General features: G+C 58.2%; 15 protein-coding genes. 6 read left to right on the forward strand and 9 right to left on the reverse strand.

Going from position 1 to position 18,715, the window contains the following annotated elements; translation table 11 throughout:
• Positions 1 to 311: 311 nt before the first annotated feature.
• A complete protein-coding gene (locus tag IGS51_RS01820; RefSeq protein WP_367185824.1) occupies positions 312 to 617 on the reverse strand; it encodes a 30S ribosomal protein PSRP-3 in 306 nt (101 codons plus the stop codon).
• A 162-nt stretch (positions 618 to 779) separates the two neighbouring features.
• On the opposite strand from IGS51_RS01820, the gene IGS51_RS01825 reads away from it, so the two are divergent.
• On the forward strand, positions 780 to 1,577 hold the full coding sequence (locus IGS51_RS01825; protein WP_297075208.1) for a TIGR01548 family HAD-type hydrolase: 798 nt from the start codon (positions 780 to 782) through the stop codon (positions 1,575 to 1,577).
• Positions 1,578 to 1,579: 2 nt separating this feature from the next.
• On the opposite strand, the gene IGS51_RS01830 is transcribed toward IGS51_RS01825, so the two are convergent.
• The 6 genes from IGS51_RS01830 to IGS51_RS01855 all read right to left on the reverse strand — a co-directional run bounded on the left by IGS51_RS01830 (position 1,580) and on the right by IGS51_RS01855 (position 9,249).
• Entirely contained in the window at positions 1,580 to 2,842 is a 1,263-nt protein-coding gene (locus IGS51_RS01830; protein ID WP_297075210.1) for a hypothetical protein, read from the reverse strand.
• A 181-nt stretch (positions 2,843 to 3,023) separates the two neighbouring features.
• Positions 3,024 to 4,148 (reverse strand): hypothetical protein, encoded by a 1,125-nt coding sequence (locus IGS51_RS01835; protein WP_297075212.1) that lies wholly within the window; start codon positions 4,146 to 4,148, stop codon positions 3,024 to 3,026.
• 157 nt (positions 4,149 to 4,305) lie between these two features.
• Positions 4,306 to 6,021 (reverse strand): hypothetical protein, encoded by a 1,716-nt coding sequence (locus IGS51_RS01840; protein ID WP_297075214.1) that lies wholly within the window; start codon positions 6,019 to 6,021, stop codon positions 4,306 to 4,308.
• 6 nt (positions 6,022 to 6,027) lie between these two features.
• Positions 6,028 to 7,404, reverse strand: coding sequence for a hypothetical protein (locus IGS51_RS01845; protein ID WP_297075216.1), 1,377 nt, complete (start codon positions 7,402 to 7,404; stop codon positions 6,028 to 6,030).
• Between the two features lie 65 nt (positions 7,405 to 7,469).
• Positions 7,470 to 8,300, reverse strand: a complete 831-nt coding sequence (locus IGS51_RS01850) for a hypothetical protein (protein ID WP_297075218.1) — start codon at positions 8,298 to 8,300, stop codon at positions 7,470 to 7,472.
• 73 nt (positions 8,301 to 8,373) lie between these two features.
• The gene (locus IGS51_RS01855) at positions 8,374 to 9,249 is read right to left on the reverse strand and encodes a hypothetical protein (RefSeq protein ID WP_297075220.1); all 876 of its coding nucleotides are present in this window, start codon (positions 9,247 to 9,249) and stop codon (positions 8,374 to 8,376) included.
• A 430-nt stretch (positions 9,250 to 9,679) separates the two neighbouring features.
• On the opposite strand from IGS51_RS01855, the gene IGS51_RS01860 reads away from it, so the two are divergent.
• A complete protein-coding gene (locus IGS51_RS01860; RefSeq protein WP_297075222.1) occupies positions 9,680 to 10,102 on the forward strand; it encodes a response regulator transcription factor in 423 nt (140 codons plus the stop codon).
• Between the two features lie 21 nt (positions 10,103 to 10,123).
• On the opposite strand, the gene mdh is transcribed toward IGS51_RS01860, so the two are convergent.
• Together mdh and IGS51_RS01870 are read right to left on the reverse strand one after the other, a co-directional pair.
• Complete coding sequence (mdh, locus tag IGS51_RS01865; RefSeq protein WP_297075223.1) at positions 10,124 to 11,089, reverse strand: malate dehydrogenase; 966 nt, start codon at positions 11,087 to 11,089, stop codon at positions 10,124 to 10,126.
• Between the two features lie 139 nt (positions 11,090 to 11,228).
• Positions 11,229 to 11,444, reverse strand: coding sequence for an NAD(P)H-quinone oxidoreductase subunit O (locus tag IGS51_RS01870; RefSeq protein ID WP_172355681.1), 216 nt, complete (start codon positions 11,442 to 11,444; stop codon positions 11,229 to 11,231).
• Positions 11,445 to 11,808: 364 nt separating this feature from the next.
• Between IGS51_RS01870 and IGS51_RS01875 the strand changes: the two genes are divergently transcribed.
• From IGS51_RS01875 to purM, 4 genes are all read left to right on the forward strand, one after another.
• The gene (locus tag IGS51_RS01875) at positions 11,809 to 14,073 is read left to right on the forward strand and encodes an FdhF/YdeP family oxidoreductase (RefSeq protein ID WP_297075225.1); all 2,265 of its coding nucleotides are present in this window, start codon (positions 11,809 to 11,811) and stop codon (positions 14,071 to 14,073) included.
• A 121-nt stretch (positions 14,074 to 14,194) separates the two neighbouring features.
• Entirely contained in the window at positions 14,195 to 16,963 is a 2,769-nt protein-coding gene (locus tag IGS51_RS01880) for a CHAT domain-containing protein (protein ID WP_297075227.1), read from the forward strand.
• A 239-nt stretch (positions 16,964 to 17,202) separates the two neighbouring features.
• Positions 17,203 to 17,883: a Mo-dependent nitrogenase C-terminal domain-containing protein gene (locus tag IGS51_RS01885; protein WP_297075229.1), complete on the forward strand. Its 681-nt coding sequence runs from the start codon at positions 17,203 to 17,205 to the stop codon at positions 17,881 to 17,883.
• A gap of 118 nt (positions 17,884 to 18,001) precedes the next feature.
• The coding region (gene purM, locus IGS51_RS01890) for a phosphoribosylformylglycinamidine cyclo-ligase (RefSeq protein WP_297075230.1) at positions 18,002 to 18,715 on the forward strand (714 nt) is incomplete at its 3' end.

The raw sequence follows: 18,715 nt of genomic DNA on the forward strand, positions 1-18,715 counted from the left end.
GCCCGCCCAAGCGCCGCACGCCCCGCCGCGAATTCTGATAAAAACTTAGACCTCTAGCTCCCAGAGAAGTCAGAGGTTCAACAAACGAACACCATCACTTGCAGGATGTGTTGGCGCTAGCATCATGCACCAAAGCCTTGAGAGGCAGTGCGCTACGGCTATGTCCAACAGCACCCTACGATACTCAAATCGTTTAGGACTTACGCAGTTAGACAACTTCTCGCGGGCGCTGCCCGCGAGAAGTTGTCCACAACATAAAGAGCTTATCGCAAGTGCGTAACTCCTGTCGTTTTTGAAATAACGGTGGATGCTCAGGCGCTGCCCGTAAAGGCAACTTCTGGAAATTTGCTTTGCGCCTCGGCCATGGACTTTTTCTTGCCCTCTTCTTGCCAGTAGTTGATGACTTCCGTGGCTTTGTTGAGCAGTTCCACCCGGTCGGCTTCAGCGATCCAGTGCTTCGCTTCTAGCTCAGTCTTAAGCTGTTCCCACGCATCATTGCGGGGCCAAAAGAAATAGGACGTAAGTGGGCTGGTTCCCTTTCCGACGACTTGATCCACCGCCAGAGCCACGTTGTTATCTAGCCAGAGAACCTTGAGAATGAACTTCGACAATCGCACCTCCAGGACAGTCCGGGCTGCCTTCAAAAACTCTACAATCCTCTATAGTAAGTGACGAACTAGCATAAGCGCCAATCTTTTTAGGCAGCTTGTCGAGTTTGTCGAGTCAATGTTCTAAGTCAATTTTATTTTTGCAGATTCTTTTCAAGACAATCTCCCCTTATGCAGCAGGCGATCGCCATTCTGGTGTTTGATATCGACGGCGTAATCCGCGACGTGGGCAATTCCTACCGCCGCGCCCTAGCAGACACCGTAGAAGCCTTTACCAACGGTCATTTCCGTCCCTCCCAAGCAGAGATCGACCAGCTCAAAGCCGAAGGACTGTGGAACAACGACTGGGAAGCGTCTCAAGAGCTAATCTACCGCTACTACGAACGGCAGGGAAGCGAGCGATCGCAGCTTGATTTGTCCTACGAAAAAGTGGTGGATTTCTTTCAGCGGCGCTATCGCGGAGCCATTCTAGACGATCCCGATCGGTGGGATGGCTACATCACCCAAGAGCCACTGCTGGTCGATGCGGCCCACTTGCTTGAACTGCAAACCAGCGCGATTCCCTGGGGATTTTTTAGCGGGGCGACGCGGGGATCGGCGACCTACGTTTTGCAGCGCCGCTTGGGACTGCACGATCCGATTTTAATTGCGATGGAAGATGCCCCCGGCAAGCCCGACCCGACGGGGTTGCTGCAAACGGTGGCGCAAATCGAGGCTCGGTTTGGGTTATCTAACCTGCTGCCAGTGGTGTACGTGGGCGATACGGTGGCGGATATGCAGACGGTGACGGCGGCGAAGGCTGTGGCGGGCGATCGCCCCTGGATTGGCATTGGCGTGCTGCCGCCCCACGCCCAATCCCCTGCTGACTACGCCGCCGCCTATGCCGACAAGCTCCACACCGCAGGCGCAGCCCGCGTGATAACCACGGTTCGAGAGCTAACGCCGTCCTACCTTGCCGAATTGCTCTAGACTCACGGGCATCTGGGATAGAGGGACTTGGTGGGCGTGCGGCGGGGACTCAGCACCAGCACCGAATCCATAAACTGTTTCAACTCTGCCTGCCGGGTCGATGAACTCACGCCTGCTTGCAGATGTCGCAGCACCAGTTGGATAAAGCGGCGACTGGCGGCGATCGCCGCACGGGTCGGCGTGCTGCTCAGGTCGATATAGTCACGCGGATCGCCGAAGAAAACTCGTCCGTTGGGCTGACGCATCGGCATGACCCGATGCTCATGCGGATAAGATAACCCCCCCAGTCCAAAATAGCGGATAAACCGAATGGCTCCCGCGCCGCCGTTCTCGCGCTCTGTATGGGCCGGAGAATAGGAATCCTGGATCAGGTGCAGCGCCTCACCCAGCCACTCAAAGGCAGCCTCGCGGGTGGGAGCAGTTATGATCCGCTGATAGATGGCGACAAACTGCTGCCGCGCTTCGGCGAGGGTTTCCTCTAGCGGCTGGCACTTGTGGCGGCGCAGCATGTGGCGGCGCTGTTGCGATGGCTTGAAGTGGTTTGTGATTTTTTCAACATCCACTCGGCGCACACCCCGATTCATCGCGCTCAGTTCAGCAGGAGTAATGGGTAGCCCCTTGGCAGCCTCCCGATTCAGAGTTTCGTGTCCTGGCGGAATGCGGCGCTTGATGTCTTCTACCACAAACGGATCAGCTTCGCGTTCGGCGGCCATTTCTTGCAGCGTTTCTAGATACTGCTGCTGAACCCGCGCATCAAAGGAGCGTGGTGCAGTGGATTCAGAGATCTGTTCAAGTTTAGGTTCAGATTCCCATTCAAACTCCCATTCAAATTCAGATTCTAGCTCCCATTCTGCTTCGCGCTGCTTAGGCGGAGAGGTGCGCGTGACGGGTGGCAAAGCGGCCCCCTGATTCAGCGTTGTCACTAGCACGATTCGATTACCGTTCTCGCCGCCGGGCCGATAGACGATGGGCACACCCCGCACCACTGCCAGGCGCGTGTTGTAGCCAGGACGGGTTTGACGGTAATGTTTGGCGGTGCGAAACTCGCGGACAAACGTGCGCGGATCGAACCGCACGCCTTTGGAGGCAAGCCGTTGCAAAAAGCGCTGGGTAAAATGAACGGTGGGCAAAAAGCCGTGACGCTTGAGATGGGCGGCAAACCGCTGAGCGATGCTGCGTCCGGCTTGCCCCCGACGGCCAAATTCATCTTCAAACTCCGGAGCGGCCGAGCCGTTCTGGAGCGCTTTAGTTGAAAACGAGTTCATAGTGATCGAAGGGGAATAGTGTTGATTTTGGATTTTAGGTTGGCGATTTTGGCTGGGCATTTTGGATCGGCGATTTTGGATTGCGATCGCTCAGTCTGTTTCAATCCACAATCCAAAATCTAAAATCCAAAATCGAATCTCCAGCCCGATCGAAGCGGCGCACGACAGGGGCGATCGCCCTCTAACCTTGCCCTGCCCTGAGTGGCGCGACGTTGCCGTTGCGGCTGGCGTTGATGGGGACAACGCGCTGGGTGTGCCCGCGAAACGCAATGCCCAGCACCTCGGCACTGGTCAGCCATTCTTCGGACACGTCGGCGATTTCCCGCAGCAGGGCTTCAAACTCGGCCCGCGAGCTGTTGAGGATATACTTTTGCGCCAGCCAGCGAATGACTGATCGCCCAGAAGTTGCCATGCGGTGGCGCTGCGAAGCGTTGACCTGCTTGTTGAAGTAGCGCAGCATCACTTCTTCGGCCACGTCCCAGGCGTTGTCTGCGCCAAACAGCTTGCGAACGTCCTCGGCTCCCAGAATGCGGAAGGCTTCGTCCAGCAGTTGCAGCGTCTCAATGCGAAATACGTTAACGTGTCCGTAAGAATTCCACTTTAAGTTATTTCGCAGATCCAACCCAGCACGACGCACGGTGGCGATGCTGCCAAAGCTAGGATCGTAGGCGCGTTCGCGGATCACGTCGGAAATCCGCTTGTCGCGCCAGAAGGCGGCGACGCTGTTGATGAACTGCGTGAACATGCCGTGGAATTGGGCGTTTGGCTTGGCGCTGGGCATGGGCGGCGTGGTGGTGTAGCCAAACACGCGGCGGTAGGTCTGCATTCGGTTGCGTTCGGCGTAGCGGAGGATGCTGCGACGGTCAAACCGATACAGCCCGTAGGCTCCTTCGCCCGTCGAAAGGCGCACTGCGCCCGCGTCAAACAGTTCTTGCAGCTTGCGGATGGCGCGAAAGATGCCGACGGTTTCCATCTGATAAAGATAGTAAAGATCGGCGACAGATAAGATGCGATCGCTCGCCACCTGCTCATCGTAGTCTTCCACGCCCTGGGGCAGGCGGGTTTCGTCGATGCCTTTAGCCGCATCCTTCCCAATGCCGATCAGGTCAGCCAGACCGCCGTCGGCAGGCACGGGGGCCGCAGCATTGGCGGCGATCGCCTGCGCTAACATATCTTCGATGCGCTGGGTCAGCGCGTCCGCAAGCTGGGGATTTTGAATGAGCTGCGGCCCGAGCTGATCGACGAGCGTTTCTTTTAGCGCGGCAATGCGGTCGAGTAAACTTTGGTTTTCTCCGGTGGTGGTCATGGGAATTTCTCCTCGAACAAGGGCTTAGTCAGGGGTTAGTGGGTTAAGGATTGCGTTTTGCCAGCCCAGATTTTGCAGAGCTTGGCTGTCGCTATCGACTTGGTTGGCGATTCATTCTTACCGAGCGATTCACCATTGCGTTTGCTGTCATCGGAGATCAATCGAGATCGTCGGGCGTGTCGCCAGAGGGCAATGTTACTTGCTCCGCCAGTTGGCGCACCTGATAAAGCTGATAAGCCAGGTCGCGCAGCGCCCGAATCACCCCTTCGCGGCGGAATGCGGCGTTGGGGATGGGCGCGTAGGTGGTCGCTTGGGTCAGCACCATGAGGCGATCGCTCGTTTCGGAAATTACCCGAATGCCCAGCTTGCCGCCCGATTTTGCCAACATCGGCCCTTCCTCACTGGCAAAGCGCCAGACCCAGTTCAGCAGCCCCTCTACGCTCATTGAGTCTCCCAACTTAGCCGTTTCCGCAAGTGGGTATCCAGTGCCATCCGGCAGCGGAAATGCAGGGCGAGGAGAACCGTAGGGAATCTCTATCTCTTCTTCATCGGCTTCAGCACGAGTGAAGTCGATGTAAACCGACAGCCGCTCCTCTGGCCCCAGGAAGAATAGCTCCATAATCCGGTAGACCTCCTGCACCGACTCAGCCACCACCGCCAGCGCCTGCGACAGCCGCACGAGCTGTGTGCCAATGTAGGCTCCAGCACTGGAATGCTGAGTCCGCTTGTAGTCCACCCAACTCCGCCGCAGCGATTGCAAATAGTCTTTCAGCGTCAGGAAGTTGCTATAGTTTTGCTCCTCTTCGACCGTGTTGATTTGTCCGCGCACCAGCCCGAAATATTCCGCCAGTTTCTTGAGCTGTCCGTCTGGGCGCTGATTGCCGCTGTCCAGGTCTTCACCCAGCAACAGTTGGAACAAGTTATCCACCCGCAAGATTCGCGGACCGCCGCGTGCGCCCAGTTCTGCCAAAAGCTCCTGCATCTCGGTGCGGATAATGGAGCGGGTGGCTTCCATGTTTTCGCGGTCGGCAGAGGGCTTCAGCGGTGTGAGGGCATTTAGCAATCGAATACCGTCCTGAATCGCCGTTTTTGCCCGGTGATAGAGGCTGGCCTGTGCCCCGGTGATGCCGCCCCCCAGGTCGGAGGCGCGGACGCTGACGGATTGCGGATTCCAGTCATACACGGTGCGTCCGTCTACCTGACGAGCGGTGAAGGTCTGCGTCAGCGTGTCTACCAGAGTTTTGGGGTTGTCCGTGCGCTGGATGTGGCCCAAAATGCCGCCTAGGGCGCTTTCCACAATGCCTTGCAGGTCGCCGCCAGCGTTGGTCGCCGCCGAAACGGATGCCATTCTGCCCGTCCGGTGGATTTGATCTAGGCTGGGCAGTACGTCCACCACCTGCAACTGGCCGGGTTTGTCTTTGGAAGGCTGAGCGGGCGGACGTTTGGATTGCTCAGGACTCGGCACCTCCAGCACCAGCAGTTCTAGTGTGTAGTAGTCCGTTGCTTGTCTGTCTCGCTTGACAGTATAGAGGGCAGGAACTTGTCCATAATCTTTATCATCGGGCTTGTTCGGATCAGCCTTAGAAAACGGTTCTAGGGGAAAACTGGGCTGAATCTCTGTTTCTCCCAAAAATTCGCTATCCCGAAAGAGTTTGAAATACACATCGGGTGTTAGTTCCGTTTCTCCAGGATCTTGGCGAAAGTCTTCCTTGGTAAAGGAGATTTCAAAGTAGCCCTGGGTATCCGTCCGGGAAACGCCGATCAGGTCATCATATTGTCGGTCTTTGTCGTGAAGTTCTACGCGGATGCCAGCTTCGGGTTGGCTTTGGTTTTTGACCACACGCCCGCGAAGCGTGTACCTGTCTCGTTTCATGCTGCGCTATCTCCTTGCTAAAGCTTTATAGAAGTTTTCAGTAATAACGCCCGGTGCGGCGAGCCGCCGATCCAGCGCGTGGCGGCTGGCACAGATTAGGAAGCGTTCGGGGACGATGCCCGGATCGTTGCCCTTGGCCAGTCGCTGCCCCGCTTCTTCGATGATTTGCTGGTGGTGCGGTTTGAAGCCGGTGACCTCTGCCAGCGATCGCCCGCCCAGTTCGGCATAGGGCGTGTAGCAAATCGTATCGACGACGAGCTTGTGGGCCCGGTCGAAGGTTTGCAGCACGGCCGGCGGAATCGTGCCCGCGTGGGGATTGGGATACAGGCGCTTCCAGATGCGGTTGTAGTCGTCCGCCATTTGCGGAAAGCCCATCCGCCGCAATAGCTCCGTGCTGATAAACACGCGCAGGTAGGGTGTGGGATGGGGCGCGCCGGGGTGAAAGAAGAGGGTACTTTGGGGCGATCGCGAGGCAATGTCCATCAGCGAGGCGACGATGTAGGGGCCGCCCAGCAGCAGCCCCGACATATCCGCGAAGGTTTCACTGTGCCATTTTGTCCACACGGCTGCGACATCCGGGGATAACCCCGCCTTCAGCAACCGATGGGCGATCGCCTTGGGCAGGGTTTGCCGCAGGCCCAGATCGGTTTGCAAGTTGTGGGCGACTTCGTGCAAAATCGCCCCCAGCGTCCAAGGATTCACCAGGCGATGATAGGGTAGTTGGATTAGCGGAAACGGATTCAACTGCTGGCTCAGCTTGGTAAGCGGGATGCCGCGCCGGAAGGTGGCAGGCGAAAACCCCGTTTTGACGTAGGAGAAGGGCGGCGGAGCCGGGATCGACTTCGCCTTGCCCAGGCCCATGTACACGTCCTGATAGCAGTCAAGAGCGATGCGATCGCACCCCAACAGCCACGGCGCAAACTGGCTCTGCCGCTGCCCAAACAGCTCAAAGTAAAAGTCCCAGATTTGCTCGATCTTCCGCACCAGATCATGAGCCTGATCTTTGCGGGCGATCATCTGCTGCAACTGCGCCGTTGCGGGCTGGGCGATCGCCGCCTGAGCGCTGCCAGACACGGTTTTGGACACACCCTGGAGGTGCGATCGCAATCGAGCAATGAGCTGATTCACCGCGTCGATATGGGCATCGCTGGGGCTAGCCGCATCAGCGCCAAACTCACCCTGCCGGAAGGGGCGCAGCGCCTCTACATGGCGTGCCACATTGACAGCCTGCGCCCGCAGCCAGGGGTCGAGGTTGGGCGGCTCCACAAAGCGAGCGATCGCCTGAGGCTCAGGCATGGTTTCCTGATATAGCTCGGCAAGCGCTAGCCGCGTTGCCCGATACGGGTCTATCCCGTTCTTTGATCCGTTCGTAAACCCATTCATGCCACAACTCCCGGTTGCATTCCGACCTGCTGCGTTTGACGTAACTGGATGGACTCAAGGACTGTTTATAGACGTGACCGCTTGCGTGCGTTGCAGTTGCACTGCCAACTGTGAATCTGGCGCGATCGCTTCATCACAGCAGAGGCCCGGCGCGGATTACCCAACACCTGCGCCACGTTGCCAGCCACCGTCCGCGCTGCCACGCGAGCGTTTACGGGCTGCCCTTTGGCCACACGCTGCGCCAGGGTTGCCAGGCTGCTGCGGGCGATCGTGGGGAAGGTGCGAACCAGCGGGCGGGTTTGAGGATTCTGGAGCAGCGCCCGACCCGCCTGAGCCAGCGGCCGGATGACCTGGGGAACCACACGAGAGATGACGGGTGCAGCTGCGCTGATGCCCCGCGCCACCATCGGAATCAATGCGCCAATGAAGGCTTCGGCTTCGGCCTCGCTCTGGCTATTTGCCGCCATGTGGGCCAGGTGTTCAGCCATCACCTCATACTCGCTAGCTGGCGCGGTTTCAAATTCGGGCAGCGCTTCCGGATGCTGCTCAAACTCATACTCAAACTCCCCATCACCCCCAAAGGCGCTGCCCAATCCTCGCAGCAGGTTGCCGATAAACGGATCGCCTTCGTATTCGCCTTCCAGTTCAAACTCGTTCAGGGGTGTTTCATACTCCATCTCAAATTCGCGCTGTCCACGGCGACGGCGACGACGGAACAGCCCACCGATCGCCTGAATCGCCATTGGTGCAGCCGCCTTGAGAATGGGAGCCAGCAGGGGCAGAAACTCTTCGCTTTCATATTCGTACTCGTATGCGCGATCGCTTTCACCCAGCACAGCCGATTCAAATTCCGATTCCAGTTCCCGATCCAGGGTTTCAAATTCGTACTGATACATGAGTCTTGGTCTCCTTTTTCAGTGATGTTTAGTTGAGGTATTGGGTTGGAAACAAAGCGAGACTCCAGCAGAACTAGCCCCGCACTTTCTTGCGGGCAACTGGAGCAGGCTGGGTCACTTTCTGCGCGACTTTGGCAGAATTGGCCACAATTCGAGCAGCGGTCATGGGATTTTTGAGCGCTTTGCGGGTCTGGGCGGCCATCACCTGGGCCACGACCGGGCGGGTAATCTGCTGACCCTGCGCGGCTTTCTGGGTCAGCACTTGCCCCGTCCGCATCGCCACCGTTGGCAAAATTCGCACCAGCGGGCGGGTCGTCGGGTTTTGGCGTAGCCCCCGTGTCAGTTGGGCGCTGGCTTTGACAATCGTCGGAATCTGCTTTTGCACCGCAGCCGCTTTGGTCGGCAGTACGCGAGTGACGGCCGCCCCCGCGAACGCCTCAGCCTCGGCTTCGTTTTGGGCCTTGGCCGCAGCCCCCGCTAGGGCTTCAGCAACGGCTTCTGTTTGCGGTGTGGCAGCGGATTCAAATTCTCCTGCCCACCCCCCTTCAAATTCCATTTGTCCAGCCGTTTCATACTCAAATTCGTACTCGCTTTCGCGCATCATCTGCCCCAGCGCTGTGCCGAGCTGCGGCCCGCCGATGGCATTGCCGATCAGACGAGTGGCATGAGGAATCACTTTCGGCAGAATCGGTTTGAGCCGTCCAGCGAGACGACGCACCGTACTCAAAAAGGCTTCGCTTTCATACTCACTTTCGTACTCGCCTTCGTATTCACCTTCGTATTCACCTTCGCCCAGTCCAAGGGCGTTCATTGCGCCGCCAATGAGTCCACCCAAAAATTCTTCGCCTTCGTATTCATGCTGAACTTCGTATTCATTTTGCAGCTCATATTCAAATTCGCTTTCAAACTCATTCGTGAGTTCCTGTTGCAGAGTTTCACCGTCCAACATTGCATCACTCCAATCGAAATGCAGTTCATCTCTAGCTATAGCTTGAGGAAGATTGCTTGAGCAGTCACACGTTTTGATGACATCTATGCAGGGTCATGGAAATAGATGTCATCGATTTGAATGACATTTTGAATGCGGTTAAGCGTTACGCAATTCTGAACAAAACTTTAGATTAGAAGTATGGCGGCAGAAAGAGTCCCTGGGCTTTGTACTTTCGGCTCTGTCAGGTCGGCTCTGTCAGTACCCGATGGGGGAATGGCGATCGCCCTTTGAAATCGCTTAAATAAAAGCTATTCGACCGAAAGGGCAATTCACACTGAGCAACTTTGGTGTCTTGATGCAGGTCGATTGATCTCAAAGATGGAGGCTGAGTTTCAGGGAATCTGCATCAGTTCTGAGATTCTTTTCTAGGCTTATCAATAGAATAGACATGATAAATACCCAAGAAAGCAATAAAACCGTTTCAGATTCCTTCGATCTGAATCGACTTGAGCGGGACGTATTGATTCGCGTCCTCAGCCAAGCAGCGGTATTTTGGAAGCCCATCAAGGTCTTTCAGGACGCAAAAGAAACCATTAACGAAGTGATCTTTGAACTGAAGATTGACGAAACAGAGTTTTATCTTGTTCGCCGCAAGCCAACGGATGCTAAGGCGGTTTGCCTTAGCCCGCGAGAACTGGCGATCGCCCGCCTGATCGCCCAAGGCTTACCCAACAAAACCATCGGCAGCACGCTCGAAATTAGCCCCTGCACGGTTTCTACTTATTTACGCCGCATTTTTGGCAAGCTGGGCGTTTCGTCTCGTGCTGCGATGGTCGCCCGCCTAATGCAGGACAATGTGTTGCAACGCTAGCGTGTTGCAACATTAGCACGGCTAAAGCAGGGCCATTGCCCGGTCGATGCCTTGGCGCACCACCGCTGCTGAACTGTGCAGTTCTTTCAGTTCCGAGTCGCTCAACTGTAGCTCCAGCACGCTCTCTGCGCCGCCGCAGCCGAGCCGTGTGGGCACACCGATAAAGATATCGCTGAGCCGATATTCGCCCCGCAGATAGGAGGCAATCGGCAGCAGGCGAGATTTGTTTAGCAAAATGGTTTCTACCATGACGCAGGTAGACGACGCAGGAGCATAGTATGCGCCGCCCGTTTGCATGAGTTCCACAATTTCTGCGCCGCCGTTGCGTGTGCGGTGAACCAGACGGGCAATGGTGTCTGCGTCTAGCAATTCAGTAATGGGAATGCCGTTGACGGTCGAATAGCGCGGCAGGGGAACCATCAGGTCGCCGTGACTGCCCATCACCATCGCGCTCACATCGGCAGTAGACACGCCCAGTTCCAATGCAATAAAGGTCTGAAACCGCGCCGAATCTAAAATCCCCGCCATGCCCATGACCCGCTCTGGCGGCAGCCCGGTCGCTTTCCACGCCAGATAGGTCATCACATCCAGCGGGTTTGTGACGACGATGAAAATAGCGTTGGGGGACTGGGCGATCGCCTTTTGGGCCGCCTCCATCACGATCGCGGCATTGGTCTTCAGCAGGTCGTCGCGGCTCATGCCAGGGCGACGGGGCAGCCCAGCGGTAATCACCACCACATCGGAACCCGCCGTCATCGCGTAATCCGTCGTGCCCACAATCTGGCGATCGTGTCCCTCGATGCCGCGAGCCTCCAGCAAGTCCAGCGCCACGCCCTGGGGTCGCCCATCTACAATATCCAGCAGCACCACATTAGCCAGGTTTCGTTCTGCAATTCGCTGGGCTAGCGTACTGCCAACGTTGCCAGAGCCGATGATGGCAACACGGGTGGGGGTGCAGGCGTTGGGCGCGTGGGACGTTGTAGACATTGCTGTAGGACTCGCTGAGAGAGCGGCACGGGCGAGACTGGTGAAGTGCGTTCGGCCTTGCCGTCTCGTAGAGAATCGCCCGGTTCCGCTGGGGTTCTATTGCGTAGGGTACGCGATCCCCTCCGCGAATCCTGCGAATCTACTCAAATTTTTCCAATTGATCGGCCCGCAGCCACATATTCGGTGTCGGCACATGGCCAAACTGCACCAGCAGGTAGTCGCCTCGTGCGTCCAGCACTTCGCCTTTGGTCTCAAAAATGTAGGACGGAAAGCGCGTGTCGCTCGCCGCTGCTTCCAGACTGTTTTCCAGCTTTTCGCGCACCACGCGCACCACATCGCCCTTTTTGACTGACATCGTTTTTCGTCCTGTGTGTAATCTCGTAACTATCTAACCATCCTGTGAACAATTGGAACTTACAAGACCTTGCGGGTTGTATCATTCCCTTCACATTGCTCCTTCACATTGTATAGCAGTGTATAGCAGTGGAGCATAGCGGTGGAGTATGGCAGCAGGGGGTAGCCGCAAGATAGCATTTCAGCCATCTGGAGCAAGGTTCGCCCTAAACTTTTCAGCCAGGACGGATGACTCCTTCTGATGCCTCCCTCTGATGCCTCCTTCTGTAGAGGCATCCTCTGCAATCAGTCCTGCGGTAGCCTTTTGTTAAGGGTTAGAAATCCCGTTCCATTGCAATTCTTTATCACGCTCCTTACAACTGCTCATGTCTCCAACTCCCCAGCCCAAGCCGCCCCACAGCAAGACCAATGCCGACACGCCCGACCAAGGTGGCGGGCTTTCCGTGGTGCAATATTGGGCAGAGCAAACGCTGACACCCGAAGGGCCGCAGCTTTGGCAAACGCTAATGCACAAGAGCGCCTGTTTATCTTGTGCATGGGGCACAGGGGGGCAAAAAGGCGGTTTTCGCAACGAGCTAGACGAGTCGATGCAGCGCTGCATGAAAAGCGTCGAGTCGATCATGGCGGAGCTAATGCCAGCCGTGCCGCCGCAGTTTTTTGAGACCCACAGCGTGGCAGAACTCCAGCAGTTGTCCTCGATGGCGGCCGATCGGCTGGGGCGGCTGAGTGTGCCGATGATCCGGAGGGCGGGGCGATCGCACTATGAGCGCATCAGTTGGGATGAGGTGTACGCGATCGCCACTGCTGCCTTCCAAAAGCCACCGGAACGGATTGCGTCCTACAGTTCGGGGCGCAGTTCCAACGAAGCTGCATTTCTGCTGCAACTGCTGCTGCGGACGCTGGGATCAAATAATCTTGCCGACTGTTCCGATCTGTGTCACGCCCCTTCCACCGTGGGGTTAAAAGAAGTGTTGGGAACCAGTACCTCGACTGTCAGCCTAGAAGGACTGAAGCAGGCAGATTGCGTCGTGCTAATGGGGTCCAATGCGCCCTATAACCATCCGCGCTTGATGAATGAGCTAATCAAATTGCGCGATCGCGGCGGTTCTGTAATTGTGATCAATCCCATCATGGAAGTGGGTCTGGTCAAGTTCGGTTCGCCGGCCTTTCCGCTGAAGTCTCTCATTCCCGGCTCAGACATTTCCTCCCACTATTTGCAACCGATTCCCGGTAGCGATGTGACGCTGCTGACGGGCATCCAAAAGGCACTGCTAGAGCGCAATCAGGTGAATTGGGACTTCCTCAAGGCGCACACCGAAGGCTGGGAAGCAGTGGTGGAACAGGCCCGCAGCACAAGTTGGGACACCATTACGCAGGGATGCGGCGTGTCTCAGCCGGAGATTGAGGCGGCGGCGGCGATCATCGGCAATGCAAAGCGCGTCGTATTCGCCTGGGCGATGGGCATTACGCACCACGCAAACAGTGTGGACAACGTGTGGAATATTGTGAACACGGCTCTGATGACGGGCAACCTGGGCAAATCCGGCGCAGGCGTGATGCCGATTCGTGGTCATTCCAACGTGCAGGGCTTTGGCTCGATGGGCGTGACGGTGAAGCTGAAGCAGGAGATTCAGCAGGCGCTAGAGAAACTGCTGGGGCGATCGCTCAACCTGCCACCGGGTTATCATACTCGCGACCTAATCGACGCGGCAGAGGCAGGTCAGGTAGACACGCTGCTGGCTCTGGGCGGCAACCTCTACGGCGCAAACCCCGACACCGCCCAGGCAAAACGCGCCCTCGGCAACATTGACACGATTATTTATCTGGCGACCAAGCCCAATCCGGGGCACTTTCACGGGCTGGCCAAAACGAATACGATTGTGATTCCGGTCTTCAACCGCTTTGAAAATCCGCACAAAACCACGGTGGAATCGGGCAACAACTTTGTGCGAATGAATGATCCGGGCCAGACCCATCTGAAGCAGGCAGACCTGATTGCCGAAATTACGTTTCTCACGGAACTGGCGCATCGGCTGCTGGGCGACGACCCGGTGGACTGGCGCAAGCTGCAAGATACGCGCTATGTTCGCCAGTTGATTGCCAAAACGATTCCTGGCTACGAAAAGATTGCTGCTTTGGACGACGGCGGTGAAGAGTTCACCATTTCAGGGCGCATCCTCACCCAGCCGCAGTTCAAAACGCCCTCTGGCAAAGCGCAGATGAAGCTGACACCGCTGCCCGATCTGTCGCTGCCCGACCCCAGTCACTTTGGCGCGGCCGATGGCGCAAACGGGCTGGTGCTGGCGCTGATCACGGCCCGCAGCTATTCGCAGCACAATACGGTGGTGTACAAGGAGGGCGATCGCTATCGAGGGATGCCCCATCGCCACTGCATTTTGCTGAATCCGCTGGATGCGGCCCGCGCTGGGCTTGCGGAACACCAGAGAGTCACTGTGCAGGGCGAGGCAGGCCAGCTAGACGGCGTGGAAGTGATTTTCGGTGCGGTGCGTCCCGGTGCGGCGCTGATGTTTTATCCCGAAGTGAACGCAATTTTTCACGCCAAAACAGACAAGCGCTGTGGCACACCGGGCTATAAGCGAGTGCCCGTGTGGGTTGAGGGCAAAAGGTAAGGCGGCAGCAAACGCCTCTTCATGGACGCTTTTGAGCATTGGGCAGAGTTTGGGAATCCTGCTGGATAGCAGGTTCAACTGCTGTAATCTGCTACAGCCCTTCCTACAAAAACTTTGCCCTATGCCACGCCGATTATTTAGCCGATTATTTACACGCTGCTCCTCTAGCTCAACCCGAAATCTATGGCTGAGCCTGCTGCTGGTGTTGCCGCTGGCGGCGCTGCCGTCCCGTGCTGCTGCGGAGCCGCTGCCCCGGCTGGCCCAAGTGCATCCATCTGCTCAGGCCCGTTTGACAGTACAAGCGGATGAACGGCTGCAACAGGGTGCAAGCCAGTTTCAGCGTCGCCAATGGGATACGGCCGAACACCTGTGGCAGGAGGCGCTGAGGCTCTATCGGCAGGCCGGCAATCGGGTAGGCGAGGGGCGTGTGCTGGGCAACTTGGCGGCAATTCAGGAGGCAATTGGGCGGCCGCAGGCGGCGCTGCGTTTGTTTCAGCAAAGTCTGGCAGTGGCAGAAGAAATGGGCGATCGCCGGGGCATTAGCTTTGCGCTGTCTAATTTGGGGTTCCTGCACACGCGGCTGGGGCAATATGACGAGGCGATCGCCCGTCTTCAGGTAGCCCTGCCGCTGGCGCAGCAAATGGGCGATCGCGAGGGTGAGTATGACGTGTTGAACCAGTTGGGCATTGTGCATCGGGCGCAGGGGCGCTACGACGAGGCGATCGCCGCCTTTCAGCAAAGTTTGGCGATTGCCCAGGCAGAAAACAGCCGTCGCGGTCAGGCGAATGTGCTGGGCAATCTAGGCAACACCTACACCGAGCAGGGCAACTATCCGGCCGCTCTAGAGAGCTATCAAAAAACGCTGGAATTGGCACAGCAGGGGCAAGACCGGGTCATGCAGGCCGGCGTGTTGCAGCGATTGGGGCAGCTATATACCCGCCTGGGCAACCTGTCGCGGGCGGTGGCCGTGCTAGAAGACGGGCTGGCGCTGGCGCGAGGTCTGGGCGATCGCCGCCTGCAAGCCTACACCCTGGGCAGCCTGGGCACCGTCTACGCCCGCACCACAGAACCCGACCGGGCCGTGCCGCTGCTGCAATCGGCGATTGAAATCACCACGCAACTGGAAGATCGTCCCAATGAGAGCGCACTGCGGCAGGTCTTGGGCAGCGCTTACGCCGCAATGGGCAATCTACGGGCGGCTCGTCAGCAGTATGAACAGGCACTGGCGATCGCCCGGTCGATTGGCGATCGCGCAGGGGAAGGGCAGGCCCTGGGCGAACTAGGTCAGTTGCTCACCGACGAGGGCAAGCCAGCCGAAGCCATCGCACGCTATCAGCAGGCACTGGCGATTTTGCGAGAGATTGGCGATCGCCCCAATCAGGGCCGGGCGCTCTCGCTGTTGGGGGAAGCGCTGGTCGCTCAGGGCAACCTAGAAGCAGCAGCCGATGCCCTGACCGAGGCAGTAGATATCTGGGAATCGCTGCGACCGGGACTGAGCGATGCCGACCAGGTTTCTCTATTTGAGACCCAGGCTTCCACCTATCGCCTGCTTCAGCAAGTGCTAATCGACCTGGGCAAAACCCAGGAAGCGCTGCTGATTGCCGAACGGGGTCGGTCTCGCGCCTTTTTAGAATTAGTGGCGCAGCGGCTCTCCGCACAGGCCGCCCTGCGACTGCAAACGCCGCCCCCCTCGCTGTCCGAAATTCGCCAGATTGCCCGCCAGCAAGAGGCAACGCTGGTGCAATATACCCTGCTAGACCGCAATCGCCTAGGCATTTGGGTGATTCGCCCCGATGGCAACATCCAATTTCGCCAGACCACCCTGCCCGAAACGGCTCTTTCGATTGAGGACACGGCCGAGCAAACTCGCGTCGCCGCCGCCCTTGGCCGAGGCGCAACTCCGACCGAAGTACAGGTTGCTAGCTTGGTGTCCCAGACCCGCAGCGACCTGCGCGACAACCTGCGCGACGACCTGCGCGACCTGCGCGACAATCGGGCAGTAACAGACGTTCCAGCGCCTACCGCACCCACTCGCCGCCTCAGCCGCAAGCTGCAAACCCTGCATCAACTGCTGATCGAGCCGATTGCCGATTTGCTACCCCGCGACCCAGCAGCACAGGTGGTGTTCATTCCGCAGGGACAGCTTTATCTCGTCCCGTTTGCAACGCTGCAAGCAGCAGACGGCTCGTTTGTGATCGAGCGACACACCATTCGCACGGCTCCGGCGATTCAGATTTTGGGGCTGACCCATGCGCGACAAGACCAGCGGCGTGGTTCCGCTTCTCCGCTGATTGTGGGCAACCCCACCATGCCCAGTGTTGGGGAGCCGCCGCAGCCCCTCGGCAGCCTGCCCTATGCTGAGCAGGAAGCCCAGGCGATCGCCCAAATCCTCGACACGCAGGCAATTACTGGGAGCCAGGCCAGCGAAACGGCGATCGCCCAGCGCATGGCCAACGCCCGCATTATTCACCTGGCAACGCATGGTCTACTGGATGACGTGGCCGGACTGGGCGTACCAGGGGCGCTGGCGCTGGCTCCTACTGCGGACTCCGACGGACTGCTCACGTCAAACGAAATCTTGGGGCTGTCGCTGCCAAATACGGATTTGGTGGTGCTGAGCGCCTGCGATACGGGGCGTGGCAAGATTACTGGCGATGGTGTGATTGGGCTGTCGCGCTCCTTTATTTCGGCGGGTGCATCCAGCGTCGTCGTATCGCTGTGGGCCGTGCCCGACGACTCCACAGCCGCCCTGATGACTGCCTTCTACCAAAACCTGAAGCACAATCCCAACCGGGCCCAAGCGCTGCGTCAGGCAATGCTGACCGTGATGCAACAATACCCCAGTTCCCGCGACTGGGGCGCGTTTGTGCTAATTGGTGAGGCAGAGTAGTGAAGCAGCGTAACAGGCATCAGGGCCAGGCTTTCGAAATTTGGTAAAGTGATGCCGTGCGGAATGGATCATATTGGCTACGTAGGCGACAGATTGCAAGTCTGTCATTTCCACCATGCAGGTTCGGGATTTCCCATCGAGGGAGCAGCCTTACACGGGCGATCGCCCCGCTAGCATGGAGCTGATGTGATGGATTTCGCCCCATGACCCTCACGCTTTCCCTTCCATTTTCTCTTCGTATGACTGGCGCTGTGCCATCCCCCTATAGCAATCAGCAGATCTCGGCCTGGCTGCGCGGCCTGCTCGCCCTGGCCTGGGCTGACGGCAATTTCGACGAGCAGGAAAAGGCGCTGATTTCTGACCTGACGGAACTCGAGCTTGCGCCCAAGACCGAGCTAGAAGGCGCAGCCCACATCATGCCAGAAGCCGTCGCCGAAGGTCTGGGAACCGATCCCAAAACGGCCGAAAACTTTTTGCGGACTGCCGTGATGGTGGCGATCGCCGATGGCACCTACTCTGCCGCCGAAGACCGCCTGCTTCAGGACTATTGCACCGCGCTGAATCTCCAGCCCGCCGTGCTGGATTCGCTGCGCCACACGTTGACCGAGATGAGCGAGGGCGGCCCGGTGGATCGGTTCGCTGGCCTGGGCAATGATCACTATCTCCCCGTGCTGGCCCCGATGCAGGAGTGGCTAGACGGGCTGGAAGTGCAAGATCCGCGACTGGCCCGCTTCCTGTGCAAAATGATCCCGCCGCAGTGCCCCTTCGAGCGCGACGTGGTGCTGTTTGGCCGCAAGATCGTCCACATTCCCGCCATGTGCAAGCTCAATCCGCTGTATGAGCAGTTGGTCGGGCTGCGGTTTCGGGCGCTATCTTATCTGGCGGACGACTGCGGCGAGGATGTCACGCCGTATTGTTAATGCAGGGATGTGAATGCGGGGATAGCCGGAAGAAGGCTTGCGCGTCGGCTTCCCGACTCCTGCCCCCTGACCCCCGATCCCTGTAAAATACTCCCTTGCACTCCACACGCGGGAATTCATGGACTATCGGCAGGCAGGGGTAGATGTAGAGGCAGGACGCGCCTTTGTGCGGCGGATCAGTGAAATGGTCGCCAGTACGCATCGCCCAGAGGTGATGGGCGGCATTGGCGGATTTAGCGGGCTATTTCAATTGCCGACGGGCTATCGAGAACCCGTGCTGGTGTCGGGGACGGACGGCGTGGGTACAAAGCTGAAGCTGGCGCACCAGTGCGATCGCCATGACACCGTAGGCATTGATCTGGTGGCCATGTGCGTGAATGACGTGCTGACCTGCGGCGCGGAACCGCTGTTTTTTCTGGACTACCTGGCGACGGGCAAGCTGGATGAAGACCAACTCGCGGCCGTGGTGGCGGGCATCACAACTGGCTGCAAGCAGGCGGGCTGTGCGCTGCTGGGCGGCGAAACGGCGGAGATGCCGGGGTTTTACCTGCCGGGAGAATACGACCTGGCGGGCTTTTGCGTGGGTCTGGTAGAAAAGAGCCAGATTCTCGACGGGTCGCAGGTGCAAATCGGCGATGTGGCGATCGCCCTCCCCAGCAGCGGGATTCATAGCAACGGCTTCAGCCTGGTTCGCAAGATCGTGGAACAGGCCGGTCTGGAACTGGGCGAGTCTCTGCCAGAACTGGGGAATGCCTCGCTCGGTGAGGTCTTGCTCACGCCAACGCGCATTTACGTGTCGCCCGTGCTGGCGGCGCTGCGGGCTGGGCTGCCG

The organism is Thermoleptolyngbya sp. M55_K2018_002, assembly GCF_015295965.1.
In the GTDB taxonomy this organism is placed as follows: Bacteria; Cyanobacteriota; Cyanobacteriia; order Elainellales; family Elainellaceae; genus Thermoleptolyngbya; species Thermoleptolyngbya sichuanensis.

Excerpts from the sequence above, each read along its gene's own strand:
- IGS51_RS01825 (WP_297075208.1), top strand. The coding sequence starts at position 780 with ATGCAGCAGGCGATCGCCATTCTGGTGTTTGATATCGACGGCGTAATC.
- IGS51_RS01830 (WP_297075210.1), bottom strand. The coding sequence starts at position 2,842 with ATGAACTCGTTTTCAACTAAAGCGCTCCAGAACGGCTCGGCCGCTCCG.
- IGS51_RS01835 (WP_297075212.1), bottom strand. The coding sequence starts at position 4,148 with ATGACCACCACCGGAGAAAACCAAAGTTTACTCGACCGCATTGCCGCG.
- IGS51_RS01840 (WP_297075214.1), bottom strand. The coding sequence starts at position 6,021 with ATGAAACGAGACAGGTACACGCTTCGCGGGCGTGTGGTCAAAAACCAA.
- IGS51_RS01845 (WP_297075216.1), bottom strand. The coding sequence starts at position 7,404 with ATGAATGGGTTTACGAACGGATCAAAGAACGGGATAGACCCGTATCGG.
- IGS51_RS01850 (WP_297075218.1), bottom strand. The coding sequence starts at position 8,300 with ATGTATCAGTACGAATTTGAAACCCTGGATCGGGAACTGGAATCGGAA.
- IGS51_RS01855 (WP_297075220.1), bottom strand. The coding sequence starts at position 9,249 with ATGTTGGACGGTGAAACTCTGCAACAGGAACTCACGAATGAGTTTGAA.
- IGS51_RS01860 (WP_297075222.1), top strand. The coding sequence starts at position 9,680 with ATGATAAATACCCAAGAAAGCAATAAAACCGTTTCAGATTCCTTCGAT.
- mdh (WP_297075223.1), bottom strand. The coding sequence starts at position 11,089 with ATGTCTACAACGTCCCACGCGCCCAACGCCTGCACCCCCACCCGTGTT.
- IGS51_RS01870 (WP_172355681.1), bottom strand. The coding sequence starts at position 11,444 with ATGTCAGTCAAAAAGGGCGATGTGGTGCGCGTGGTGCGCGAAAAGCTG.
- IGS51_RS01875 (WP_297075225.1), top strand. The coding sequence starts at position 11,809 with ATGTCTCCAACTCCCCAGCCCAAGCCGCCCCACAGCAAGACCAATGCC.
- IGS51_RS01880 (WP_297075227.1), top strand. The coding sequence starts at position 14,195 with ATGCCACGCCGATTATTTAGCCGATTATTTACACGCTGCTCCTCTAGC.
- IGS51_RS01885 (WP_297075229.1), top strand. The coding sequence starts at position 17,203 with ATGACTGGCGCTGTGCCATCCCCCTATAGCAATCAGCAGATCTCGGCC.